Annotated in this window: 23 protein-coding genes; 5 read left to right on the forward strand and 18 right to left on the reverse strand. The window is 48.4% G+C overall.

Annotated features, from left to right (window positions below):
• Positions 1-65: 65 nt before the first annotated feature.
• The 3 genes from L1N85_RS21490 to L1N85_RS21500 form a co-directional block, all read right to left on the reverse strand.
• Positions 66-338 carry a DUF6171 family protein gene (locus L1N85_RS21490; protein ID WP_235241105.1) on the reverse strand — a complete coding sequence of 91 codons (273 nt, stop codon included), beginning with the start codon at positions 336-338 and terminating at the stop codon, positions 66-68.
• 12 nt (positions 339-350) lie between these two features.
• The gene (locus L1N85_RS21495) at positions 351-1,841 is read right to left on the reverse strand and encodes an alpha-N-arabinofuranosidase (protein ID WP_235241106.1); all 1,491 of its coding nucleotides are present in this window, start codon (positions 1,839-1,841) and stop codon (positions 351-353) included.
• A gap of 207 nt (positions 1,842-2,048) precedes the next feature.
• Complete coding sequence (locus tag L1N85_RS21500) at positions 2,049-2,837, reverse strand: alpha/beta hydrolase (RefSeq protein WP_235241107.1); 789 nt, start codon at positions 2,835-2,837, stop codon at positions 2,049-2,051.
• Positions 2,838-3,045: 208 nt separating this feature from the next.
• Here L1N85_RS21500 and L1N85_RS21505 point away from each other — a divergent pair, with 208 nt between their 5' ends.
• Together L1N85_RS21505 and L1N85_RS21510 are read left to right on the forward strand one after the other, a co-directional pair.
• Positions 3,046-4,026: an aldo/keto reductase gene (locus tag L1N85_RS21505; protein WP_235241108.1), complete on the forward strand. Its 981-nt coding sequence runs from the start codon at positions 3,046-3,048 to the stop codon at positions 4,024-4,026.
• A gap of 167 nt (positions 4,027-4,193) precedes the next feature.
• Positions 4,194-4,679, forward strand: a complete 486-nt coding sequence (locus L1N85_RS21510) for a C40 family peptidase (RefSeq protein WP_235241109.1) — start codon at positions 4,194-4,196, stop codon at positions 4,677-4,679.
• Positions 4,680-4,785: 106 nt separating this feature from the next.
• On the opposite strand, the gene L1N85_RS21515 is transcribed toward L1N85_RS21510, so the two are convergent.
• The gene (locus tag L1N85_RS21515; protein WP_235241110.1) at positions 4,786-5,442 is read right to left on the reverse strand and encodes an ATP-dependent DNA ligase; all 657 of its coding nucleotides are present in this window, start codon (positions 5,440-5,442) and stop codon (positions 4,786-4,788) included.
• Positions 5,443-5,574: 132 nt separating this feature from the next.
• Between L1N85_RS21515 and L1N85_RS21520 the strand changes: the two genes are divergently transcribed.
• Positions 5,575-5,784 carry an alpha/beta-type small acid-soluble spore protein gene (locus tag L1N85_RS21520; RefSeq protein WP_235241111.1) on the forward strand — a complete coding sequence of 70 codons (210 nt, stop codon included), beginning with the start codon at positions 5,575-5,577 and terminating at the stop codon, positions 5,782-5,784.
• Positions 5,785-5,946: 162 nt separating this feature from the next.
• Complete coding sequence (gene fabV / locus L1N85_RS21525) at positions 5,947-7,137, forward strand: enoyl-ACP reductase FabV (RefSeq protein ID WP_235241112.1); 1,191 nt, start codon at positions 5,947-5,949, stop codon at positions 7,135-7,137.
• 161 nt (positions 7,138-7,298) lie between these two features.
• On the opposite strand, the gene L1N85_RS21530 is transcribed toward fabV, so the two are convergent.
• The 9 genes from L1N85_RS21530 to L1N85_RS21570 form a co-directional block, all read right to left on the reverse strand.
• Positions 7,299-8,012, reverse strand: a complete 714-nt coding sequence (locus L1N85_RS21530) for an HNH endonuclease (RefSeq protein WP_235241113.1) — start codon at positions 8,010-8,012, stop codon at positions 7,299-7,301.
• Between the two features lie 60 nt (positions 8,013-8,072).
• Complete coding sequence (locus L1N85_RS21535) at positions 8,073-8,765, reverse strand: ABC transporter ATP-binding protein (protein ID WP_235241114.1); 693 nt, start codon at positions 8,763-8,765, stop codon at positions 8,073-8,075.
• Positions 8,762-10,417: an ABC transporter permease gene (locus tag L1N85_RS21540; RefSeq protein ID WP_235241115.1), complete on the reverse strand. Its 1,656-nt coding sequence runs from the start codon at positions 10,415-10,417 to the stop codon at positions 8,762-8,764. The genes L1N85_RS21535 and L1N85_RS21540 overlap by 4 nt, the downstream gene beginning before the upstream one ends.
• Positions 10,418-10,419: 2 nt before the next feature.
• A complete protein-coding gene (locus L1N85_RS21545) occupies positions 10,420-11,544 on the reverse strand; it encodes a Fe(3+) ABC transporter substrate-binding protein (RefSeq protein WP_235241116.1) in 1,125 nt (374 codons plus the stop codon).
• Between the two features lie 133 nt (positions 11,545-11,677).
• Positions 11,678-13,093, reverse strand: a complete 1,416-nt coding sequence (locus tag L1N85_RS21550) for a HAMP domain-containing sensor histidine kinase (protein WP_235241117.1) — start codon at positions 13,091-13,093, stop codon at positions 11,678-11,680.
• The gene (locus L1N85_RS21555; RefSeq protein ID WP_235241118.1) at positions 13,090-13,767 is read right to left on the reverse strand and encodes a response regulator transcription factor; all 678 of its coding nucleotides are present in this window, start codon (positions 13,765-13,767) and stop codon (positions 13,090-13,092) included. Before L1N85_RS21555 ends, L1N85_RS21550 begins: the two co-directional genes overlap by 4 nt.
• 161 nt (positions 13,768-13,928) lie before the next feature.
• Positions 13,929-14,555, reverse strand: a complete 627-nt coding sequence (locus L1N85_RS21560) for an FMN-dependent NADH-azoreductase (protein WP_235241119.1) — start codon at positions 14,553-14,555, stop codon at positions 13,929-13,931.
• A 155-nt stretch (positions 14,556-14,710) separates the two neighbouring features.
• Positions 14,711-15,373, reverse strand: coding sequence for a response regulator (locus L1N85_RS21565; RefSeq protein ID WP_235241120.1), 663 nt, complete (start codon positions 15,371-15,373; stop codon positions 14,711-14,713).
• 9 nt (positions 15,374-15,382) lie between these two features.
• On the reverse strand, positions 15,383-17,035 hold the full coding sequence (locus L1N85_RS21570; protein WP_235241121.1) for a GAF domain-containing sensor histidine kinase: 1,653 nt from the start codon (positions 17,033-17,035) through the stop codon (positions 15,383-15,385).
• Positions 17,036-17,159: 124 nt separating this feature from the next.
• Here L1N85_RS21570 and L1N85_RS21575 point away from each other — a divergent pair, with 124 nt between their 5' ends.
• Entirely contained in the window at positions 17,160-18,113 is a 954-nt protein-coding gene (locus L1N85_RS21575; protein WP_235241122.1) for a ribose-phosphate diphosphokinase, read from the forward strand.
• Between the two features lie 80 nt (positions 18,114-18,193).
• Here the strand turns inward: L1N85_RS21575 and L1N85_RS21580 are convergent, their stop codons facing one another.
• The 5 genes from L1N85_RS21580 to L1N85_RS21600 all read right to left on the reverse strand — a co-directional run bounded on the left by L1N85_RS21580 (position 18,194) and on the right by L1N85_RS21600 (position 24,011).
• The gene (locus L1N85_RS21580; RefSeq protein ID WP_235241123.1) at positions 18,194-18,952 is read right to left on the reverse strand and encodes a DUF3891 family protein; all 759 of its coding nucleotides are present in this window, start codon (positions 18,950-18,952) and stop codon (positions 18,194-18,196) included.
• 189 nt (positions 18,953-19,141) lie between these two features.
• Positions 19,142-20,149: a DUF3231 family protein gene (locus L1N85_RS21585; protein WP_235241124.1), complete on the reverse strand. Its 1,008-nt coding sequence runs from the start codon at positions 20,147-20,149 to the stop codon at positions 19,142-19,144.
• A gap of 139 nt (positions 20,150-20,288) precedes the next feature.
• On the reverse strand, positions 20,289-22,286 hold the full coding sequence (locus L1N85_RS21590) for a beta-galactosidase (RefSeq protein ID WP_235241125.1): 1,998 nt from the start codon (positions 22,284-22,286) through the stop codon (positions 20,289-20,291).
• Positions 22,287-22,302: 16 nt separating this feature from the next.
• Complete coding sequence (locus tag L1N85_RS21595; protein WP_235241126.1) at positions 22,303-23,130, reverse strand: carbohydrate ABC transporter permease; 828 nt, start codon at positions 23,128-23,130, stop codon at positions 22,303-22,305.
• Positions 23,127-24,011 carry a carbohydrate ABC transporter permease gene (locus L1N85_RS21600; RefSeq protein WP_235241127.1) on the reverse strand — a complete coding sequence of 295 codons (885 nt, stop codon included), beginning with the start codon at positions 24,009-24,011 and terminating at the stop codon, positions 23,127-23,129. Before L1N85_RS21600 ends, L1N85_RS21595 begins: the two co-directional genes overlap by 4 nt.
• Between the last annotated feature and the right edge of the window lie 12 nt (positions 24,012-24,023).

Genomic DNA, 24,023 nt, shown 5'->3' on the forward strand with positions numbered 1-24,023 from the left:
GTTGTTCCAAAAGGTCTAAGACCTTTTGGAACAACCCCTGCCAACACTGTTAGCTTCCTATTCTATCAAACAAATTTCACCCATCGGCTGTCACCAGGCAGTGGACAAGAGCGGTCTTTATACTTAGCGGCAATTCGAACGAAGCAGCCGCAGACTGCGCAGGTCGTTCCATATTGAAATTTCGGGCAGACGCTGCACTGCTCTAATCTTCGCTCATACACTTCGTCGGGCACGCTGATATCGGACTTGAACATCGGCGCCGCCAATATGCGGTCAATTTGCTCATCCGTAACCCGGTACTCGTCGCGGCAGCCCTTGCAATTACCGTTGCTGCTCATGATAGGCTTCCCTTATTCGGCGATCAATTCAAGAACGGTAACGGACATCGGTGAAAGTTTAGCTTTGACAACAGTACCCTCAACCGAGAAAGCCTGGTAAGCGGTTGGAGCTACAACACTCGGCTGCTCGAACGTATTATGCGCGTCTTTCACGGAAGCCGTCAGCTCCGTTCCTGTTACCTTCAAGCCGGCACCCGCTAAACCGCGCAGATCGATTTCAACATCCGTGCCGGACTGATTGTCCAGGTTGCACAGACTAACGTGAATGCGGCCTTCCGCATCCTTGGAAGCAGAGACGGAAACTTGTGGAATCTTCTGATCATTATGCGCGTACTCTTGACTGTCGATCGACGTCGTAAGCAGCGTGGCATCCTGATGTACCTTGTACATATCAAATACGTGATACGTCGGCGTTAGCACCATTTTCTCGCCTTCAGTCAAAATAACCGATTGCAGCACGTTGATCACCTGCGCGATGTTTGCCATCTGTACCCGGTCGCAATGATCGTGGAAAATGTTAAGAGTAACGCCGGCCACGAGCGCATCCCGTATAGTGTTCTGCTGGTATAAGAAGCCCGGATTCGTGCCTGGCTCAACGTCGAACCAGGTGCCCCACTCGTCTACGATCAGCCCTACCCGTTTGTTCGGATCGTATTTGTCCATGATCGTCGAGTGGCGCTTGATCAGCTCGTCCATCCAGAGCGCTTTCTTCATCGTCATGAACCACTCGTCCTCGGAGAAACCTGTCGCAGCCCCTTTATCCGCCCATTCACCCGGAATCGTATAGTAGTGAAGCGAGATGGAATCCATCATCCTATGCGCTTCGCGCATCAGAACGTCCATCCAGCGGTAATCGTCCACGTTTGGTCCGCAAGCGATTTTATGAATTTTGTTCTCGCCGTAATTGCGTACATAGGTTTGGTATCTTCTGTACTCATCCGCATAATATTCCGGGCGCATGTTGCCGCCGCAGCCCCAGTTCTCATTGCCGACGCCAAAATATTTCACGTTCCACGGCTTCTCCCTGCCATTTTCCTTACGCAATTCGGCCATTGGCGATACGCCGTCGAACGTCATATATTCTACCCATTCCGACATTTCCTGAACGGTACCGCTTCCTACGTTTCCGGAGATGTACGGCTCGCAATCCAGCATTTCGCAAAGCATAAGAAACTCATGCGTGCCGAAATGGTTGTTCTCGACAACGCCGCCCCAGTGCGTGTTGATCATCCGCTTGCGAGACTCGCGCGGCCCGATGCCGTCCTTCCAGTGATATTCATCAGCGAAGCAGCCGCCCGGCCAACGAAGAACGGGTATTTTAATATTTTTAAGCGCTGCTACGACATCGTTGCGGATCCCGTTTGTGTTCGGAATTGGGGAATCCTCGCCAACCCAAATGCCTTCATAAATACAGCGGCCCAAATGCTCGGAGAAATGTCCATATATGTTTCGGTTAATCGTGCCTGCCGCCAAATCGGCGTTAATCGTTATGCGGTTTGCCATTCTATAATCGCCCTCGCTTCTTTATGATGATTAACTTGATACAATAATAATCAGTTGAATTAATATATATATTTATTCTATAATATAAACATTAATCCTAAACAAATCATAATGGCAGCGGCTTCATTTTGCAAGCCTTAAATCCATTTTTTCAAGAAAAAAAAGCTACCGAGTCATTCGACTCGACAGCTTCCTTTTCACACACGATTACTCCTGCTGCGCAACCGGCAACCACCGTAAAAAATGCTGAATATGCATATCCCAATAACCCCACTCGTGGCTGCCCGGACCCTCCACGTAGGTAAGCGGATAGTCTGCTTGCCCACAAGCATCACGAAAAGCAATATTATCGTTGTATAAAAAATCCTCCGTACCGCAGCATTGATAGAGCGCCGGCTTTGGCGAACCACCTTTCGAGAGCTCCGCGACGACATGCAGTAAATCATCGTCAGTTCCTATAATCTCTTTCTCTCCATAGATCAACTTAAAGTACGGAGCCATATGCGGCATGGCTGGGTCCATCGCATGATGAGCCATATCCAGCGCCCCGGACAAGCTCCCCGCAGCTGCAAAACGATCCGGATGCCGCAGCGCCCATTTGAAGGCGCCATAGCCGCCCATCGATAAACCCGCAACAAAGTTGTCTTCTCTTGCAACCGATAGCGGAAAGAACGAACGGGCGATGACCGGAAGCTCCTCCGTCAGAAACCTCCAATACTTATTCCCGTATGCCATATCCGTATAGAAGCTCTGATGTACGTTCGGCATGACGACTGCCAGCCCAAGCTCTGCAACATAACGTTCAATAGAGGTCCTTCTCGACCAGATCGTGTCATCATCGGAGAAGCCGTGCAGCAAAAAAAGCGTTTTGTGAAGCTTGTGGCTGCTGCGATTGTTCATGCCAATTTGCGAGGTCGTTTGCTGAGGTAAAATGACCGTCATAGAAGTGCTGAGGCCTAATACTTCTGAAAAAAAGTTGCATGTGATAAAAGCCAATGGGTATTCCTCCCTTAATGTTATGTCCTCCGTAATGTAGCACCAAATTGAAACGCTTGCAAACATCTGGTTGGCTGCTCTTTTATATCCAGCCTTTGGGAACGAAGGGTAGTTAGTGAACTTTATTTCAGTCCTTATATGAATGGTAGTATAAAGGTATAATAGAATCCGTCTAAGGTTAAATCATTATTGCGGAGGTTGATAAACAATGAAAATCATGCCATTAGAACGTCGAGGGATATCGGACAGCCGTCTTGCGTTAGGCTGTATGGGACTTGGCGGAAGCTGGAACCAAACAGAGACTTATACGGCAGAGCATGTCCGTCAAGCGGAAGCCGCCATTGAGGCTGCACTGTCGATCGGCATAACGTTTTACGATCACGCAGATATTTATACACGAGGGAAAGCGGAATCTGTTTTTGGAGAAGTATTGAAAAAGCAGTCAAAGCTCCGTGAACACATCGTCATTCAATCCAAGGTTGGCATTCAGCTTGCTGACGAAGCCTTGCCTGGCCGTTTCAACTTCTCAAAGGAACATATCCTGCCTTCGGTGGACGGCATTCTGGAGCGGCTAGGAACAGAATATATAGATATTTTGTTGCTTCACCGTCCCGACCCGCTAATGGAGCCGGAAGACATTGCCGAAGCGTTTACGCAGCTGAAGCGTTCCGGAAAGGTGCGCAACTTCGGCGTATCGAACATGAGTCCCGGACAAATCCGCTTCCTGCAGCGTGAGCTGCCCGATCCGATCGTCGTGAACCAGCTGGAGATGAGCCTGCTTCGCCACGACTGGGTTGATCATGGCATCCATGTCAATCAGAAGGCTGGCCTTAAGGATAATTTCCCAGAGGGGCTAATGGAAATGATGCAAATGGAACATATTCAAATCCAAGCATGGGGACCGCTTGCGCAAGGAAGATTTTCAGGAAAAGTTACGGAGAATGCAACGGAAGCGGAAATCAAAACATCTGCTCTCGTACAGCAGCTTGCGGAAGAAAATGAAACGACGCCCGAGGCTATCGTTCTCGGCTGGTTGATGAAACATCCGGCGCGTATTCAGCCCGTTATCGGAACGGTTAATCCTGAACGAATTCTCGCATGCAGAGATGCCGTTCGCCAATCCGAGCGTATGACGAGAGAGCAATGGTATACGCTGCTCGTAAGCGCCAGAGGGGTAAATATGCCTTAGTCTGCTGCACAAGCTGAATTTTATTAATATTTTTTCATTTATTTCTCATAATGATTCAGAATCCTTCCTATTCCTAGCTTTTCTCTCTCATTAGCAAAAAATGCCGCTTTCAGGATGTGTTATAGTCATAACACATAAAACGAAACGCGGAGGGATATCCTGACAGCATGAGAAAATCTAAATTAATGAAATCGATTGCCAAAGCAAGTCTTTGCAGCGCGATCGTACTATCGGCAATCACTTTTGGCTCTTTTGCGCAGAAAGCACACGCAGCAACACCTGAAACAATTAATCTTATTTCCACAGGCAAAGAATATATCGGCACACCCTATAAGCTCGGTGCACCTGCAGGCGTTACATATGCATTCGATTGCTCGTCGTTTACGCAATTTTTGTTTAAAGGCTTTGAGGTTTCTCTCCCGCGCACTTCCGCAGCGCAAGCTTCGGTTGGCAAGAAGGTTGACAAAGGCTCGCTAAGCATGGGCGACCTTGTTTTCTTCAAGACAAACGGCAAATCGATTAGCCATGTCGCCGTCTACGCAGGCAATAATAAAATCATTCACAGCTCCAGCAGCAAAGGCGTAGCGATATCGGATATGACGATCAGCTACTGGGCCAAAAGCTATGTAACCGCAAGACGCGTAATCAACTGATACAAATAAAGCAAGAAGAAGGAGCTGCGATTGCCTAAGCGATCGCAGCTCCATTTTTAATGAGCCGTGCTGCTCTTTACAGGCCGGATAATGCTGCTGTCGGTATTTAAACGGCGTCAGAGCCCGCCTTATCGCGTACGCCTCTGCTTCTGGACCCCATGTGCAAATTTACATAATCCGCATTGAGAACCTTCAGCCAGTTTTCCGTTTTTCCTTCAAAATACAGGCTGTCCTTCCTCTTGCAGGCAACACCCTCAAGCTCGGTGCGTTTGACCAGATGAAATAACGAGGTGCCTTCTCCGTCAACAAATAACATCTTCTTATAATACGCATTATTCTCCAAAAGCTCGCCAAGCATTCTTTTCCGCTCCAGCAGCGGCTTTTGCCTTAAGTCGACACCATTGTAATGAAGGATATCAAATACAAAAAATATAACGGGAAACCGCGTTTTTGCCTCTCGAATGCACGGTTCCTTCTTCATTCTATACCGCTCAATCAGCGTGACGAATTCGATTGCCCCCGTGACAGGATTCACGTAAGCAACCTCACCGTCCAGCACGACGTCCGCCGGCTCCCGCAAAGGAACATTATGTAATTCAGGATATTGCCGCGTAACGTCATTAAAGTGCCTTGTATATAATTTCGCCTTGCCCGCAATAAAGGAAAGCTGCAGACGATGACCGTCAATGATCGGTTCGAATATAAATCGTTCATCATCAAAAGGCTCCTCGCGCTCCGTCATGAGCATCGGTTTCATAAACATAACGCCGCCCCCTCCCGTATAACCATTTTATCATGGACCTAGTCTAAAAAAAGGCGGTAAATTTAGGTGAAAATAGCGAATAATCCAATCTGCGATGATGCATAATACTGTCAAGAAGGAGGCTGAGTATAAATGGCAAACCAAACGAATCAACTCGTTGTACCGGGAGCTCGGGCAGCTCTTGAGCAAATGAAATACGAAGTTGCCCAAGAGCTGGGCATTCAACTTCCCCAAGACGGCTACTATGGTAATATGACTACTCGCGATATGGGATCCATTGGCGGTTATATTACTCGTCGTCTCATCCAAATCGCTGAACAGCAGCTTGCAGGCCGTCGTTAACGTCTGCATAAATAAGCGCCGAGATAGCAGCTTTGCTTTCTCGGCGCTTATTTGTTTGCAAAGAGAACTTCCCTTTATGAGCAAAAATCGGTAAAATGGGATAGAGTTGTCCCGCTAACTTTATACATAGGCTAATTCCATTAAAGAAAGGAATATTCTAATATGATTATTCAACCGAAAACCCGCGGCTTTATTTGTACAACCGCACATCCTGAAGGCTGCGCGCAACAGGTGCAGCGCCAAATCGATTATGTGCAAGCGCAGCCTGCAATCGCAGGACCGCGCAACGTCCTTGTTATCGGAGCTTCTACGGGCTACGGCCTAGCTTCCCGAATCGTATCTTCATTCGCCGCAGGCGCGAATACGATTGGCGTTTATTTCGACAAGGCTGCTGAAGGCGCCCGTACGGCATCAGCAGGCTGGTACAACTCCGCAGCCTTCGAAGAAGCAGCCGCAGCTGCGGGCCGCAAATCCTACAGCATCGTTGGCGACGCATTCTCCGACGAAATCAAAGCGAAAACGATCGATCTTATTCGTACCGAGCTCGGCAAGATCGATCTCGTCGTATACAGCGTAGCTTCCCCTCGCCGCACGCATCCGAAGTCGGGAGAAACCTTCTCCTCCGTCATCAAGCCGCTAGGCGGCACGTATACGAACAAAACCGTTAACTTCCATAACGGAGAAGTATCGCAAGCGACAATCGAACCTGCGACAGAGGATGAGCTTCGTCAGACGATCGCCGTGATGGGCGGAGAAGACTGGCAAATGTGGATAGACGAGCTTCAGCAAGCCGGCGTGCTGGCTGAAGGCGCGACTACCGTTGCTTATTCGTATATCGGACCTGAGATTACCCATGCCGTCTACCGCGAAGGAACGATCGGAGCAGCGAAAAATGACCTTGAAGCTACGGCTCGACGCTTGAACGATCAGCTCAGCGCTGACGGCGGCCGGGCGTTCGTATCGGTTAACAAAGCGCTCGTCACCCAATCGAGCTCGGCTATCCCTGTCGTTCCTCTCTATATTTCCGCATTATACAAGGTCATGAAGGAAAAAGGCATTCATGAGGGCTGCATCGAGCAAATGTACCGTCTCTTCTCCGAACGTCTGTACGGCGGGGGAGAAACACTTGTTGACGAGAAAGGCCTTATCCGCGTCGACGACTGGGAGATGAGACCCGAAATTCAAGCAGAGGTTGCCGACGTTTGGGCTAAACTATCTACAGAGAATGTGTACGAGCTTTCCGATTTAGAAGGCTATCGCCGCGAGTTCTTCCAGCTGTTCGGCTTCGAAACGGATAGCATCGATTATGAAGCTGATGTGAATCCTGAAGTGAACATCGTTAATCTGCGTTAAAATAAAAGCACGGCTGCTGCCCTCCATAGGAAGGTAGCAGCCGTGCTTTTATTTGTTTTGCTTATAGCGGGCCAAACAGGGCTCAGGAGCGAAGAGTTACTGTATAAATCCATCATAGCGCGCCAGACAGACCCCAGGTTGCCCCATCAAGTCCAATGACTTTACAGGTCAACCTCTTCATTATTCATAAACGTTACTATGTCCTTATCGGCCTTCGATTGATTGCAGGCATTACAGGCACAGACACAATTGTCTGGCGTCGTATGCCCGCCTTTCGCTCTCGGCAGCATATGGTCGATCGTATCACCCATTCCCCCGCAAAAATAACACATATGGTTATCCCGATCCAAAATATACTGACGGAAGTCCTTATTGCTATATAGGCGGCGAATCGTGTACCGGTTCACAAGAACGGCTGCACGCTCCTTTACGAGCGTGACTGCCAGCTCCAATTCAATTTCTTGATACCATCTTCGCCCTTTGTCGGTGCGTCCTCGCATCCATACAGTGCCTTGCCGCGTCGTTCTCAACAGTGCCGCATCATTAGCTGCCTGTATAATGGATGGCTGCAAGGGAGGAAGCGGCGGCTGTTGCTCGCTTCGCGCAGGCACATGCAGCACCGGCGCTTTCCGTACCCGTTCCGTCAATGTGGCTGCAGGAGGCTTGTCAGCAATGCCTGCTGTCGCAGCCTTCGCTTTACGGCAGTCTCTGCATGTGCCGCGGCGGGACCCGGCGCTGGAGCGCTTACCCGTGCGACGCAAAAAAGCGGATAGAGGCTTATTTTCCTTGCATATCAAACACGGTTTTTTCATTAGTCTGTTCGTTTCGTCCATGAGCATTCCGGAGCGTATCGGTGTCAACGCCCCCGCATTCATCCTCTCGCCTTTTTTACTATTGTAGCATTTAATATGCTCTGAGGAGATGCTTTTCGATGCTCACCTCGTAGAATTCGAAACAAACTTAGGATTGATGTTCAACGCATGCCCGATATTTGCAATGTGGACGACGCGATCGCATATAACCGCTGCATCCTCCTTATCATGCGTGACGAGAATACAGGTCATATTGGCCGTTCTCAGCATCCGCTTCAGCTCTTCGCGTATGCTGTGCTTCAAATCCGCATCCAGACTGCTGAACGGCTCATCCATAAGCAGGAGCTCAGGCTCCGGAGCGAGCGAGCGTGCAAAGGCTACGCGCTGCTGCTGCCCTCCGCTGAGCTCATGCGGAAACCGCTTGCGAAAATCCTGCAGTTGAATGAGCTCAAGCATCTCTTCCAAACGCTGCAAGCGTTCCTTTCTTGATAACCGGTGTAAGCCGAATAGGATGTTTTGGGCAACCGTTAGATGGGGAAATAATGCATAATCCTGAAAGATCATACCGATGCCGCGTTTCTCGGGAAGAACGAATTGCTTCCGGTCGACCAGCGTCCTGCCGTTTATGGAGATATTACCCGAGTTAGGAACCTCCAACCCGGCAATAATACGGAGCAGCGTGCTTTTCCCGCCTCCGCTTTGTCCCAGTACGCCAACGACCTCCCCTTTGTTCAATCGCATGGAGAAGTTATGCAGCACATCGCCCTTTCCTTCAGCAAAACGGAAAGAGATATCTGAAAGCTCGAAATAAGTCATGTTGATTTCCTCTCTCCCAACCAATGATAGAAAAAGACGGACACCGCGCCTACTGCGATAATGAATAAGGCGGGAACGGAGGCCTGATGGATTTGCTCATCGCTCGCATATTGATACGCCTTGGTCGCCAGCGTCTCGAAATTGAACGGCCGCAGCAGCAGCGTAAGCGGCAGCTCCTTGACGATTTCCATAAACGTTAAAATAAATCCCGTTAATACGGCACCTTTTATCATAGGCAAATCGACCTTGAAAAAAGTACGGGTCATGCCTGCTCCCAGCATGCGTGATGCCTCGGAATAGCGATTGCCTATTTTATCGAAGCCGGCCTCTACCGCATTATAACCGACGGACAGAAATCGGATCACGTAAGCGCACACAAGCATCGCCAGCGACATGCTCAGCAGCAGCTTGTTCGCTCCCCAGCCAAGCCGCTCGTAAAGTCCGCCGAGCCGTTCATCGATCGAAATAAACACGGCAAGCACACCGATCGATAACACGGCACCCGGTATGGAATACCCCATCGAGATTAGCTTCGTTAAAGCAAGCGTAAATATGGACCGTTTGGAAGCCCGGCTTACGTTGGCTACAATTACGGCAAGCAGCATGAGCAGCGAGATCGAAACGAAAGCAACGAGCAGCGTATTGCCAATCATGCCTGCAAATTTGTCATTAAATACGTCCCGATACGTCCATGTCGCCCATACGATAAGCTGCAGCACCGGAATGGCAAACGATAATGCGAATATAATGCTGCTAAAAGCGACAGCAGCCCAAGCGGGAATGCCGCATAATTTCCTTCTGGTTAACGGTTTCAGCTTGCTCGTTGAGGAATGATAGGCTCTGCGTCTGCGCACGAGCCTCTCCAAAATAAACAAACCGATTACAAAGCTCATCAGCAGCCCCGCAAGGCGGATCGCCGAATCCACGTCGTACATGCCAAACCACGTTTTGAAAATCGCCGTCGTGAAAGACGAAATGCCAAAGTGCTTCGTCACGCCAAAATCATTCAGAACCTCAAATGCGACTAAACTAACTCCCCCGATAATAGCGGCCTTAGAGATAGGAAGTACAATACGAAAAAAAACATGCAGCGGGCCTTTGCCGAGCAGCCTCGCATTCTCAATGAAAGCTGCGCTTTGTCTCTCCATAAACGTCTTCGTTATTAAATAAACATACGGAAACAAAAACAGCGTAAAAACAAAAATAGCGCCCTTCATGGACATGATATCGAAATAGGCCTGATTTGGGGTAACGCCAAGCACATTTCGCATAAAGGCTTGGACGCTTCCGGTATAGCTAAGCATAGCGCCGTAAGTATAAGCCGCGATATAAGGGGGGATTGCAAGCGGCAGTACAAACACAAAGTGAAAGAAACGGCGAAGCGGAAAATCATAGGCGGCCGTCAGCCATGCCAACGACACGCCAATGATGACAGAAAACGAACCCGTACCCAGCACCAGCCACAAAGACTGAAGTGCCGAATCCAGCAGTACGTATTGTTTAATATGAGCCCAGTTTTCGTTCGGCGCTCCGAACAGTCCGAATAAAATATAAAGAGACGGAATAAGGGCCGCGAAGGCCCCTATTACGCTTATGATCATCCAACCGTTCAGCTTTCGTTTTAAGTTTCGCAAAGCTGCAGAAGCGTACATGCTTATTTCCAGCCTGCCTTATTTAACAGCTCAACCGCTATTTTGTTATGCTCGCCGAGCTTAGCATAATCGAGCTGCTGCGTTTTAAATGTTCCCCAGCCTTTTAGAAGCTCGGGAATGTCTGCTGCTTCATTCACCGGAAACTCGAAGCTGCCTTGCGTCAGCAGCGTTTGACCGGCCTGGCCTGTCATATACTCGATCAGCTTAATCGCATTGTCTTTGTTTTTGGCATGCTTCGTCAATCCTACGCCGCTAATGTTCAGATGAGTCCCGGTCGTGTCCTGGTTCGGGAAAAACACGCCGATCTTCTCAGCTACCTTCACTTCTTCGGCATCCTTGGAGTTTAACATTTGTCCGACGTAATAAGTGTTCATGATGGCAACGTCGCCTGTACCGGCAACGATCGCTTTCGCCTGATCGCGGTCTCCGCCTTCCGGTTCGCGTGCAAAGTTAGATACAACGCCCTTCGCCCACTCTTCGGCCTGCTGCTCGCCATTCAGTTCAATAAAGGATGCAACCAACGATTGGTTGTACAAGCTGGAAGATGAACGCGCCAGCACCTTCCCTTTCCATTTATCGCTGGCTAGATCCTCATAAGTAGACAATTGCTCCGGTTTCACGCGGTCCTTCGCATAGACGATTACGCGAGCTCTTGTCGCGATGCCTACCCAGCTGTTATCTTTGTCGCGCCACTCCGCAGGAACATTGCTGTCAACCGTCGCCGATTGAATCGGCTGCAGCACGTCGTTTTGCTTCGCGTAATTCAGTACGCCGCCATCCACCGTAACGAACAGGTCCGCTTCGGAGCTTTCGCCCTCGCGCTTCAGACGCTCAACAAGCTCTTCCGCTGTACCTTTGATTTCATTGACTTTAATGCCCGTTTCCTTCGTAAAGGCATCAAACAACTGGCTGTCCACATCGTAATGTCTGGCCGTAAATACGTTAACTGCTTGATTTTTTCCGGTATCTTGAGCTGTATCCGCTGTCTCCTCGGCAGCATCAGCCGCAGGCGCCGGCGTCGTCGCATTCCCCTTATCGTTTCCAACATTGTTCGCCCCACAGCCCGCTAATACAAGCACCGTCATCATCGTTAGCAACACGATGCCAACTATGTATTTCTTAGTCATCTCGTTCCTACCTCTCATTCTCTTTATATTGTTTGTGATAATGAATATCATTACCAGTTGTTCAACAGTTCTTATTGTAACGAATCAAAATGAGAAAACGCTGTGAAAATAAAAAAAGTTTAATCTCCGATAATCATTCCCGTTCGGCTATGTTGAGTGAAACGGATACGGTCGTTCCTTCATGCTCCTTGCTGCGAATGAGCAAGTTCCCTCCGTACCTGCCAACCAGACGCTCAGCGATGGAGAGTCCAAGTCCATGGCCTCCATTCATCCCGCTCCGCACCTTATCTGCGCGATAAAAACGATTCGTTACAAAGGGCAAATCCTGTTCGGATATTCCCAGGCCAAAATCGGTTATATGAATCACTGCCGTTTTTTCCCGCATTTCGCTTTTGATACAGATCTTTTTATGCCCGCCAGAGTATTTAACCGCGTTGTCCAGCAAGATGAGCATGATTTGCTCCAAATGCTGCTCCGAAATGATTAGCAAGACGTTCGCCAACGAGCTGAGCTCAATGTCAAAATCAAACTCCGGGTGCAGTACGGTAACATTCTTGACCGTGTTCAGAATAGCTTCCTCCACATAAGACCGCTCCGTATCAACATTCGGCTGCTCCTTCTCCGCCCGCGATAATACGAGCAGCTCCTCGACAAGCCGCTTTAGGCGAGAGAGCTCCTGGACAGATGCATCCAAGGATTCCTCCAGCACGGCGCGGTCATCTTTGCCCCATCGCTGCAGCAGCGCCAAATGTCCCTCTATGATCGCAACGGGCGTTCTAAGCTCATGGGAAGCGTCTTCCACGAATTGCTTTTGCCGGTCGAATGAACGCTCTACCTGATCCATCATTTCGTTAAACAGCTTCATCAAAGACGCGATTTCATCCGATTTATTTTCATACAGCTGTACGCGCTCCTGCAGGCCCTTTTCCTTCACATTGGTCATGGTTTCATTCATCGCTTGAAGAGGCCTCAGCAGTTGACGGGCAATGAGCCTGCCTCCAATTCCGCTAATAATGACCGCCCCCAGGCAGCAAATCAGCATAATTCGGAAGAAAGCAGTGCTAAGCCTATCAAACTCCTCGATATTTTTAATGATTTCAACGGTTCCATTAAATTTGAAAATGGTCAGCGGGCTCCGCATAAGCAATAAATGATCATCCAAAAACCATAATCCCGAATGAATGAGCCTGGAGGACGGATAGGATTGCGCCCAATGGTCCGGAACTTCATCGGATACGACGATGATCGGGGCTCCTTTGTCATCCAGCACGCGGATTAACTGATTGCGCTCATTCATTTTTTCAAGATAATTGCGAATGTAAGCGAGCTCAGACTCGTTGAAGGAAAATTCCTTCTCCAACAAGAAATTCAAAATTTCCCGCATATCCCGCTGCGTGTTCTCTTCTTCCTGCTTCATCATCCATCTCTCGACGAATATGTACTGCACGATGTTATACGCGGCGAACAGCAGGAAGAGAAGCAGCGCCGACCCTATCGTCAGCTTCCATTTTACGGGCATTCGGGAAAAGGATAGCGTTAGCTTGCTCATTTTCTCATCACATATCCAATGCCCCGCTGCGTTTGAATGTAGCTGGTCTCGCCCGGGCTATCAATTTTGTTGCGTAAATACCGAACGTATACATCCACCACATTCGTATCGACCGCAGCTTCAAAACCCCACACTTTATCAAGCAGCGTCTCCCTGGCGAGGACGCGGTTCGTATTTTCCATAAAGGCAACCAATAAACTGAATTCTCTCTTGGTCAATTCGATCGTTACGTCTCCCTTCCTCACTTCTCTCGTGTCCAAATCAACACAAAGCTCATGGAACGAAAGTATCGATCGCTTCTCCTCGATTTTCTTCTCCTGCCGCCTGAATACAACCCTTATACGTGCCAGGAGCTCTTCGATCGCAAATGGCTTGGGCAAATAATCATCGGCTCCGCTATCCAATCCCAACACGCGGTCCGTAATGCTGTCCCTGGCCGTTAGCATCATAATCGGCGTGGCTTTGACCGCGCGAATTCGTCTGCAAACTTCCATCCCATTGAGGCCGGGCAGCATTAAATCAAGTAAAATAACATCCCAATCCTCTCGCAGAGCGAGTTCGAGTCCGTAATCTCCGTCAAAAGCTGTGACGATCGCAAATGACTCATGGCGAAGCTCCAGTTCAATAAAACGAGCTAAATTTCTTTCATCCTCAATGAGCAGGATTCTTTTCATAGGTTGACCCGCCTTTTATAGGTTAAGCATGCTTGTGCAAATAGATCTCGTTCCCATTGTAGTTGATAATCGTTCTCACCGTCAATCGTAATAAATAAAGAGACAACCTAACCTTAGTTAGATTGTCTCTTTGCAACATGTTTTATTTAAGGCTTGGCTACCTAGAAGCCTATCGCCGCTTTCTCCGCTTGGGCGATACCGTTCGAAATGATCGTTTCCGCTTGATCCGGAAGCTGGTTATGGCCTTCCACGATGACGTTCTCGAAGTTCGTGACGCCGAAGAAGCTCATAATGTTGCGGACATAGCTGAAGGACATTTCGGCAGCTGCTGCCGGACCTTCCGAATAAATGCCGCCGCGGGCGTTGATGAGAGCGACTTTTTTGTCGGGAATCAGGCCAACGGGACCTTCAGCCGTATAACTAAATGTTTTGCCCGCCTGGTAAATATAATCGATATAAGTATGAAGCACGGCTGGAATCGTCAAGTTCCATAGCGGGAAACCGAATACGACCTTGTCAGCAGCGAGAAACTGATCGATATACTTGCCGGATACCTCGACAGCCGCTTTCTCTTCAGGCGTAAGATCAAAGCCGCGAGCCGCTTTGAAGTTTCCGTTAATCATATCGGCATTCATATAGGGCAATTCTTCCTGGAACAAATCCAACTCCATGATTGTATCTTCAGGGTGGCTTTTTTTGTAGCTATCCAGAAATGCATGATACAGCTTTACGCTAACCGCTTGTTCGATTGGGCGATCATTAGCTTTTACAAATAATACGGTACTCATTTTATTTTCCCTCCACAGAATCTATTATTTACTTTTTGTAAGCACCTTTATTATATTAAGTTTTTCTCCGTTTATCATCGGCAAATAGACCGAAAAAAGACATAAAAAAAACCGCCAAAGGCGGAGGACTAGTCTTACGTCTTTCGGCTTACGCCTTACGGCTCGCTAACGTGCAGCGTCTTTACCGCATACAAAGCAGCTTGCGTGCGGTCAGATAAATTCAGCTTGCTCAGTATGCTGCTCACATGCGTCTTCACGGTCTTCTCGGCAACCGTCAGCGATTTCGCAATTTCTTTGTTGCTCATCCCTTTCGCCAGCAGCAGTACCACCTCGCGCTCCCTCGGCGTGAGAGAATCCTTTATTTCGCGGGCAGACTGCCCGTTTACGGGTTCCGTATGCGGATCCGCCTGGGCTACTAACGCGTTCGCGATGTCCGGATGCAGCTGAACGTTTCCTTTGAAAGCACTGCGTATCGCTTCCGCCAGCTGATCCGGCTCCACATCCTTCAGCATATAGCCGATAGCGCCCGACTGCAGCGCCGGCACAATATGACTCCGATCGGAGAAGCTGGTTAATACAAGTATCTTCGTCTCTGGATTTTGCTGAACGATGAGCTGGCTTGCCTCGATCCCGTCCATAATCGGCATGTTTAAATCCATGAGAATAATGTCCGGCTGCAATTCCGCTGCTTTCTCTACCGCTTCCTTCCCGTTACAGGCTTCGCCTGCCAGCTCGAAATCAGGCTGCATCCTTAAGAAAAACGATATCCCTTTCAATACGATTTGATGATCATCCACCAGCAAAATTTTTATTTTCACGGCTGCTCCTCATTCCTTGTCCCACAATGGCTGCCCTGCTGCGATGGGAATCGTAGCTTTGACGGTCGTAGGCATTCCCGGTCCGCTCTGAATAGACAGCTCGCCGCCTAACGTCTCGGCTCTTTCCCTCATCGAGATCATCCCCATCGTAAGCTGCCCCTTTCGCTTCCCGGCCGAGAAGCCGGTTCCTTGATCGGTAATTTCCAAACTCGCCATTTGCTCGGACTTCACTAAATGGATATTTACGGTATTCGTTCCGGCATGCTTCTTCACATTATTCAATGCTTCCTGACCGATACGCCAAAGCGCTTCCTCTACTTGACGCGGAAGCTCCCTTAAGCCTTCCGCCTGTTCATTGACAATCAAATCCATGCTTTGCCCGTATTGCTTCAGTGCGGTAAGCAGCCCATGCTCGAGTCCTGCCGGACGGAGCTGCCAGATGAGCGTTCTCATTTCCTTGAGCGCCTCCTGCGACAGCTGTCTTATTTCCTGGAGCGAACGCTCGACGATTGGATCTTTGCCGGCCAGAACGGTCTCCGCCCCTTTCGCCAGAAAGCTGAGCGAGAATACCTTCTGGATGACCGAGTCATGCAAATCGCGCGCCATCCGGTTCCGTTCCTCCATGCGGGCAAGCTCGCGCTGCTGTTCGTATACGCGTAAATTTTCAACGCTTATCGTAAAATGATCCCCCAACGAATACATGAAGTCCTGTTGGTAACCGTCGAATTGCTTTCTGGTCTGACTGCTGATGAATAGCACGCCGAACGGACGATTTCTGATCCGCAATGGTATGGCTGCCGCCGAGGCAAATGGAGGGATGCCAATGCGGGATAAAGATGGGCACGGCTCCTTATCGCTATCCGAGATCATGACAAGACGATTGTCGCGAAAGGCTGTGCTAACGGGCCCTGCTTGATCGGACCCGAGCAATTGCCACTCCTTCTTCACTTGGTTATCCGTATAATGTGCGCGCAAGGATAGCTGGCGCTGTTCATAAATAAATAACGATACATGCTGCCAGTTGAACGTATCCCCGATACATTTGACGGCGAGCAGCGGCAGCTGATTAATATCCTGTATCGCATGGATCTGCTGAATGACATCGCCTAGCTTCGCATAATGTACCGCATTAAGCTCTTGAGCCTGATAGAGACGAATTCTCTTGATCGCCGTTCCGATTTGGTAAGCAACTGCCTGCAGCAGCGCCAGCTCCTCCCCGGAGAAGCTCTCTTTGCCGGCCTCCGCCACGTTAAGGAGCCCAAAGCGGTCCTTGCCTGCCGTGAGCGGAACGGTCGCATGATGAGAGATTCCTTCGCTATCGCCAAGGTGATGGGCTACGGCATATGTGATTCGCGAGCATTCGATAATATTAACGGCCCGATTCAGCTTATTTTGCTTAAAGCTATCGACACACCAGCATTCGGAGCCGCACATGACAGCTTGGTTCCGCGCGTTAAGCGCCTGCGGGAGATTATGAGCGGCAACGCATAAATTGTCGCTTGTATCGTCCATCATAAATATCCAGCCGGTTGAAAAGCCCGTCACTTGAAGCAGCTTCGCGAGCACGTCACCGAGCATTTGGTCCATATCATTCGTGCTGTTCAGCATTTCCGCGATTTCCTTGAGAGCGGTCAGCTCGCAGGCTCTGATCTCCCGGGACATGCTCCCACTTCCCTTCTCAGCATACATTATACACCTAATGATTCCAGTTTTCATTTGTTCTCCTCTGGTATGTTTGTTATGATGATGTCAAGAGAAAAACCGCGTATTTATTAGGGAGGATACCATGCAAAAGGTTAAAATATTTTCAGGCTCATCCAATATAAGGCTCGCCGAGGAGCTTTGCAAGCAGCTGGAGCTGCCGCTTGGCGATATCGCGATTTCTAGACAACAGAGCGGAGAAATCCATGTTTCCTACCGGGAACCGATCAGAACCTGCCATGTATTTATCGTGCAATCCTTGTCTCATCCCGTTAATGAGCATCTGATCGAGCTGCTCGTCATGATCGATGCTGCGAAACGGGCTTCGGCCAAAACGATCAATATCGTCATGCCTTATTACGGGTATGCCCGTCAGGAACGGAAGACCGCGCCGCGCGAGCCGATTTCAGCCAAAATGGTAGCGGATGTACTGACTACCGTCGGCGCGAACCGGATCATTACGGTAGACCTGCATGCCGACCCGATTCAAGGCTTCTTTACAATCCCCGTCGATCATTTGACGGCGCTTAAACTAATTATTGATTATTTGAAAAGTAAAAACATTACTAATCCGGTCGTCGTGTCCCCTGATGCCGGACGAGCTACAACAGCCGAGAAATTAGCCGGGCTGCTCGATTGTCCGTTCGCAATCATGATTAAAAATCGCCCTGCCCACAATCAGTCGGAGATTACGCATATTATCGGTGAAGTAGAGGGCATGACGCCGATCATAATCGAAGATCTCATCGACACGGGGAGCACAATCGTTAACGTCGTAGAGGCGCTCAAGAAAAAAGGGGCTCACGACGCTTTTATTTGCGCAACGCATGGCTTGTTCTCCGCCAATGCGCTCGAGAAGCTGAATCATCCCAACATTCTCGAGGTCGTCATTACCGATACGATCGCATTAGAAGAAGAAAATCCGGAGAAATTTATCGTCCTGCCAATGGCGCCGCTGCTCGGCACAGCGATCAAGATCATAAGCGAAGGCGGCTCGCTTGACTCGCTGTTGCTTTCGGATCGCAAAAAAACGATTTAGAGTGATTATGTGCATTTTCTCGCCAAAAAAACACCGCCCGGCTGCAGGCTGCAGCTATGGGCGGTGTTTTCATGCGAGCGTTAATTTTTCCGGCGAAAGGTAAGCTTGTGTTCCCGTAAAGTCTCTCGCTCGTAAGCCTTCGAAATGCCGTATTTCGCAATATCGTCTTTGCTCACTTTCTTATAAGGAAGCGATGACTCCACCTCGCGGCTGAACGGAAACGGCTCCAATTCAATCGTCCGTTCATCTGCCCAATCGGCGATGAGCGTCGATGGACCGGAGCGGCCGAACCAATATTGAAAGCCTTCCGCAAACCATTCATACCTTTCTCTTGGCGTACCGGGCTGCTCCATACAAACGAACAGGGACAGCTCATCGCACAGAATGAGAGCTTTCGCATGCATCTGAAGCAGCTTCACATCCACCTGAAGCCTTTCAATTATCGAGCTTTGTCTGGCAAACTCTCTCTCAACGAATGGAACGGTATCCTCATTTCTGATTTTCTCCGCTAACGCCGTATATAATACGCTTCCTAACAGCGCAGCATACTCGCTACTGCTTTGTAATTGGTCCAGCGCCTTCGAATAAAAGAAAAATCGAATGTTTCCAGGATAATCACGGAACGAAAAGGGACTGTTCACGGCATCATTCCATATGGGAATGCGATCAAGATCGATCCAGCTTCTGTCATGTTCATAAGCCGCATAAATTAATTCTTCTCTTAGCCCGCAGTTTATGAATAGCTCATCTCGCCAAGCCGATACAAGATCGCCAGATACGCGGGCATGGTCATGCTGGGCAATGAGAATGAAGGCATTCTCTGTTTCATATACGATCATCGTTATCATCCCTCTTCATGCCAAAATCGAACTTTATCAAGCTTCTATTTGACTAATCAGGTTATTTGGACCGTAAGCCTCCATGCGCCTCTCCTTTTATTGCAAGTTTTCTTATAATTATACCACTTCAATAATGAAGTGTGAACATTGATAAATGATTAAATAAAGCCGCCAAGTCGGCAGCTTCAATCATGATTTCGTCAGTTGTTTTCTATCTTCTATTTGCGGTGGTTCCTCCATCCAACTGTTTTTGATCATTATTTCTCCACCTTCTTTGACAAAGGGAACAATTTTCAGAGCAAGCCGAGCCATCGTAACCGGTAAATCGCCTCGCAAACTAAAAGCTCCGCCAAGCGCATTGCTCCCAAGGCCAAAAGATCCTAACAAATTGGTGATATACATCATTAACTTATCCGTAAAGGGAGCAACAGTTGAATTGGTGGCTTTACCTGCATGAGTAGCCGGTGGCTCTATATAATCCTGACGTAAATATTCACCTAATGTGGTTTCAACATCCTTCGACAATTTCATTCCTTTAACAAAATATTGTTGTACTTGTTTATCATGAGCTACTTGGGCGAATCCAATCATTAATTGCATGCCTGTCAGATTTGTCTCAATGGCATGATGGATAAGGGAAATTTCAATAGCATTTAATGATCTGGTATCCCCTAGCAAATTAAATCCCGATAAATAATGATTATCCTTAATAAAGGTAACTTCTTTTGGCATTGACATATAAGGCGGGCGGACAAGAACCCCTTTTTCTAAAAGCAATTCCGTGCATTGGTCAAACATTTGTTGTGAGTTTGCAGTTAAATCGATAAATAATTTTCTTATATCTTTGCGATAGGCCATCGTTGAGTACAACGCAAAAAGACTAGCCTCTATCTTGCCCATCATGTGTAAAAACATGGATTCATACAGATAATCAAATAATTTAGGAACTCCTTTATTGACGTCGTTTACAGTGAAGCCAATCGGAATAACAGCTCCTTCTTGTTGGAAAATATTTTTTATGGTTTCTACAAATTGTCCCGACAAATCGTAAGTTGACTTTAAGATTTGTTGTATTTCTTGATCTTCCGCATGTTCAAGGAAATACTCTAAGAACCTTAATAACATTGTTTTTTCTTGATAAGTCATCCACAAGTTTCCTAATTCCGTTGATGTCAATGGTATTGGGTTCGAATTCATTTGTTTTACTCCCTTGTTTTATTTTTTATTTTATCCATTAATTCAAATACAATTCCCTGCTCCTGTACAGGTCAATACGACAGCTAGCATACACAAATAAGGCTGAAGCATGTCAAGATCGCCTCAGCCCTGTCTCTTTTTATTGTTTTATGATAAATAAGCCCCAAGGAGCAAGCTCCAGCTTCTGTCCGCCCGCAACCTTATGACCGGACAATAACTCCTGTCCATCCGGATGCGGATAAACAAATGCCGCAGGCTCGTTTGAATAGTTAAAATAATAATGGATTCGTTTACCGGCTGCATTCGTGCCTGATCTCGCTATAACGTGAAAGACAAGCTCCTGATCGGACCCCCATAGCCCAGCCTCCTTCACCGCTCCCGCAAGCACCTTTCTTACGATAGCCGCACTCGGCATGCAGCCGATATAAGTTGCTGTTCCGTTGCCATGCCGGTTACGGGTAATGGCGGCATACTCGCCCCATTGCTTATGATCATAGTAAGCTAGCACTTCCGCTGAAGTCGGCGTAAGAAGCTCCATCCAAGCCTCTACCTCGCTGCCTTCATCGGCGGTTTCAATCAGTTTGCCCTTCAGGCCAACCTGGTTCGGCGTCACGAACATACTGTAAGATATGCCGCAGGCCTCATGAATAATACCTGGCTGCTGCGAGTCGCGGACCTTAACAACTTCATCTGCAAAGCCGCTTTTAAATGAATAGACGACATGTCCGCCGTCGCGAACAAACTCATTTAATTTCTCCAAGCTCTCATCCGATACCGCATAAAGCGCCGGAACGATAATCAGCTTGTATTCACTCAACCTGGGACTGGACGGTTGAATAAAGTCGCATTCCACATTCAGCTTGTACAATTCATCATATAGCGAACGAACAACGTCATTATAAGTCTTCCCATCCGGCAGCTTGAACCATTGCATCGCGGTCAAAGCTTCGTTGCTGACCATTATCGCAACCTGATTTTTTTTGCTTAGATTAACGAGCTCATGACTTAGCCGCCGGAAATCTGCTCCAATTGTTTTGGCTTCGTTATAAACCGGATTCGGTTTAAAATCGTGGCTAAGCAGCCCCTTCCAATACGTTTCGAACGAATTATGAATGGAATGCCAATGCCAGTAAGCGACCATGTTCGCGCCAGAGGCAAGATGGCTGAAAGCCTGCAGCCGCAATTGGCCCGGATACGGCGTCCAATGCGGAAAGGCTTGCGCCTGCGTCTCAAGCACCAAGTAGCTGCCGCCCTTCAAGGATCGCGTCATGTCGCCGCCGAAAGCAATTTCGATGCCGGTCAAATCATCCTGCGAAGGGTGGTAAATATCAACGCCGGCAATATCAAACGGCTCCGATGCGGCAAAATGGTCGACGGACGGCTGCACGCCGAATGAATAGCCGCGCCATTCGAAATCGAAATTTTGCGTCACGAATTGTCCCGGGCGCTTATATTCGTTCACGATCGATACTTGCCATGCCAAAAAGTCGTTGACGAGCATACGCTGGAATTTAGCGAACTCCGCCCCTAAGCTGCCATTTATCGTACCGATGACAGAAGGGAAGTCCTCCCAGCTGTTAATGCGATTGCTCCAATAGTCGAGTCCGAACATCGCATTTATGCGATCCAACGATTCATAGGTATCCCGCATATATTTCACGAACTGCAGTTGAACGTTCGGACCTGCCGTATCATAATGCTTCGTCTCATTATCTGTCTGGTAGCCGATAACGGCCGGATGACTGCTGACGCGGCTGATCAGCTTGCGAATGATACGCTCCGAGTAGAATAGATAAGCCGGATTCGTAATATCCATAATTTGACGCGCTCCGTATTTGCCGGGACCGTTCGCCGTAACCGCCAATACGTCCGGATGCTCCTTCACCATCCAGGCCGGCACCGCATAGGTCGGCGTTCCGACGATGACATGGATGCCAGCCTGATACATCGCATCCAGCACCCTGTCAACGGAGCTAAAATCAAACACGCCGTTTTGCGGCTCATGCGTGCTCCAGGTTGACTCTGCAATACGGACCGCGTTGATGTCCGCTTCCTTCATCATCCGGATGTCCTCATCAAGCCGCTCATGAGGCATATATTCATCGTAATAGGCAACGCCATACAATAATTTGTTCATAGGTAAGCTCCTTTTCTCAGCCTTTGACCGCACCCTCGGCGATGCCGTGCATAATGAACCTTTGGAAGAAAGAGTAAATAATAATGACCGGAATGGCCGTCAACACGAGTGCTGCCAATATAAGCGACCAGTCCTTATTATATTCCCCGAACAGTGTGTTCGTGGACAAAATCAGCGTGAAGCTCTCCGAATCCGTCAGCATAAGCAGCGGAAGCAGAAAGTCATTCCAAATCCACAGGAAATCAAGAATTGCAATCGTTACCGTAATCGGAACCAGCAGCGGAAAAATAATACGGAAGAAGGTCTGATACTCATTGCAGCCATCAATTTGCGCCGCTTCCTCCAGCTCTCTCGGTATGGACTTCACGAAGCCGTGGTACAGAAAGATCGCCATATTGACGCCTAACCCGATATATATGATCGCCAATCCATAGGTGCTGCCTTGCACCGACAAGGATTTGGCCATTCTTGTCAACGGAATCATAATCGAATGGAACGGAACGAGCATAGAGGCAATGAATAGAAAGAAAATGAGGTTGCTTAATTTGCCGCTGGTCCGGGAAAGCTTATAGCCGGCCAAAGATGCGCATAACACAATCCCTCCGATTCCGAGCAGCGAAATAATAACCGAATTGAGCGTGCTGTTTAGCAGATTGATTTTCTGAAACGCATCGATATAGTTGCCGAAATGAATTTTCGCAGGCAAAGAAACGAATGAGCGGAACATTTCACCTTGCGACTTGAAGGAATTGATTACGGCTAAATAAATCGGGAAGAAAGAAACCGCCGCCCCGATTGACAGCATAATCGTAATAAGCAGGGACGTTGATTTTTTCTGAATCATGCTTCCACCTCCCGTTTCTTCATAACACGAATTTGAATGAATGTAAAAATAAGAATAATTACGAATAAAATAACCGATTTAGCGCTTGCATAACCATAACGGAAATTGTTGGAGAACGCTTCCTCATAAATGTTCATCGTAATAACCTGCGTACTCCGTCCCGGACCGCCGCCGGTCAGGCCGTATACAACCTCGAACACCTTAAAGGCTCCGTTTAACGTTAAGAAGAAACAGATCGTAATCGCATGCGTAATCATCGGAAGCGTCACGTTGCGGAACGTCTGAAAAGGAGTCGCGCCGTCAATGAGAGCCGCTTCCTTCAAGCTTTGCGGCACTCCCTGCAGTCCGGCCAAATAGATGATCATCATGTATCCTACGCCGTTCCATAGCGATACGGTCAAGATGGAGAAAAAGGAAACGTTCGGATCTCCGATCCAAGCTTGGTCCAGAAACGCAAACGCTGTTTTCTCGGCAAGCTGCGGCAGCACCTGTGCAAATACGAATGTCCACATAAATGCGCTGATGATCGTACTGATCATGTTTGGCATAAAAAATATGGTACGGAAGAACCCCTTGCTTCTCGATCGGGATTCAATGAAAACCGCCAGCCCTAAAGCAAATAGATTTTGCAATACGATCATGAACAGCACGTATTTTAAAGTAAACCATAAGGAATTTACAAAATCCGGATCCTCGGCAAGCGCTTCAACAAAATTGCCGAAGCCGATAAAATCATAGCTTCGATTCAGACCGTTCCAATCGGTAAAGCTGTAGAACATCCCGCCCAGCGTCGGAATAAGCAGAAAGATAGCATATAAAACAAAAGCGGGCGCTACGAACGTAAATAACGAGAAGTATTTTTTGAAGCTTCTGACAGGCATTGGTTTCGCCCC

The sequence above is a fragment of the Paenibacillus alkaliterrae genome, assembly GCF_021532375.1.
Lineage (GTDB): Bacteria > Bacillota > Bacilli > Paenibacillales > Paenibacillaceae > Pristimantibacillus > Pristimantibacillus alkaliterrae.

What these genes read in the sequence shown, in the direction of transcription:
- L1N85_RS21570 (WP_235241121.1), bottom strand. Translation starts at nt 17,035, where the DNA reads ATGTCCCGGGAGATCAGAGCCTGCGAGCTGACCGCTCTCAAGGAAATC.
- L1N85_RS21595 (WP_235241126.1), bottom strand. Translation starts at nt 23,130, where the DNA reads ATGATTCAGAAAAAATCAACGTCCCTGCTTATTACGATTATGCTGTCA.
- L1N85_RS21510 (WP_235241109.1), top strand. Translation starts at nt 4,194, where the DNA reads ATGAGAAAATCTAAATTAATGAAATCGATTGCCAAAGCAAGTCTTTGC.
- L1N85_RS21555 (WP_235241118.1), bottom strand. Translation starts at nt 13,767, where the DNA reads ATGAAAAGAATCCTGCTCATTGAGGATGAAAGAAATTTAGCTCGTTTT.
- L1N85_RS21550 (WP_235241117.1), bottom strand. Translation starts at nt 13,093, where the DNA reads ATGAGCAAGCTAACGCTATCCTTTTCCCGAATGCCCGTAAAATGGAAG.
- L1N85_RS21490 (WP_235241105.1), bottom strand. Translation starts at nt 338, where the DNA reads ATGAGCAGCAACGGTAATTGCAAGGGCTGCCGCGACGAGTACCGGGTT.
- L1N85_RS21585 (WP_235241124.1), bottom strand. Translation starts at nt 20,149, where the DNA reads ATGAATTCGAACCCAATACCATTGACATCAACGGAATTAGGAAACTTG.
- L1N85_RS21600 (WP_235241127.1), bottom strand. Translation starts at nt 24,011, where the DNA reads ATGCCTGTCAGAAGCTTCAAAAAATACTTCTCGTTATTTACGTTCGTA.
- L1N85_RS21505 (WP_235241108.1), top strand. Translation starts at nt 3,046, where the DNA reads ATGAAAATCATGCCATTAGAACGTCGAGGGATATCGGACAGCCGTCTT.
- L1N85_RS21535 (WP_235241114.1), bottom strand. Translation starts at nt 8,765, where the DNA reads ATGACTTATTTCGAGCTTTCAGATATCTCTTTCCGTTTTGCTGAAGGA.
- L1N85_RS21580 (WP_235241123.1), bottom strand. Translation starts at nt 18,952, where the DNA reads ATGATCGTATATGAAACAGAGAATGCCTTCATTCTCATTGCCCAGCAT.
- L1N85_RS21545 (WP_235241116.1), bottom strand. Translation starts at nt 11,544, where the DNA reads ATGACTAAGAAATACATAGTTGGCATCGTGTTGCTAACGATGATGACG.
- L1N85_RS21575 (WP_235241122.1), top strand. Translation starts at nt 17,160, where the DNA reads ATGCAAAAGGTTAAAATATTTTCAGGCTCATCCAATATAAGGCTCGCC.
- fabV (WP_235241112.1), top strand. Translation starts at nt 5,947, where the DNA reads ATGATTATTCAACCGAAAACCCGCGGCTTTATTTGTACAACCGCACAT.
- L1N85_RS21495 (WP_235241106.1), bottom strand. Translation starts at nt 1,841, where the DNA reads ATGGCAAACCGCATAACGATTAACGCCGATTTGGCGGCAGGCACGATT.
- L1N85_RS21540 (WP_235241115.1), bottom strand. Translation starts at nt 10,417, where the DNA reads ATGTACGCTTCTGCAGCTTTGCGAAACTTAAAACGAAAGCTGAACGGT.
- L1N85_RS21515 (WP_235241110.1), bottom strand. Translation starts at nt 5,442, where the DNA reads ATGTTTATGAAACCGATGCTCATGACGGAGCGCGAGGAGCCTTTTGAT.
- L1N85_RS21560 (WP_235241119.1), bottom strand. Translation starts at nt 14,555, where the DNA reads ATGAGTACCGTATTATTTGTAAAAGCTAATGATCGCCCAATCGAACAA.
- L1N85_RS21530 (WP_235241113.1), bottom strand. Translation starts at nt 8,012, where the DNA reads ATGAATGCGGGGGCGTTGACACCGATACGCTCCGGAATGCTCATGGAC.
- L1N85_RS21590 (WP_235241125.1), bottom strand. Translation starts at nt 22,286, where the DNA reads ATGAACAAATTATTGTATGGCGTTGCCTATTACGATGAATATATGCCT.
- L1N85_RS21520 (WP_235241111.1), top strand. Translation starts at nt 5,575, where the DNA reads ATGGCAAACCAAACGAATCAACTCGTTGTACCGGGAGCTCGGGCAGCT.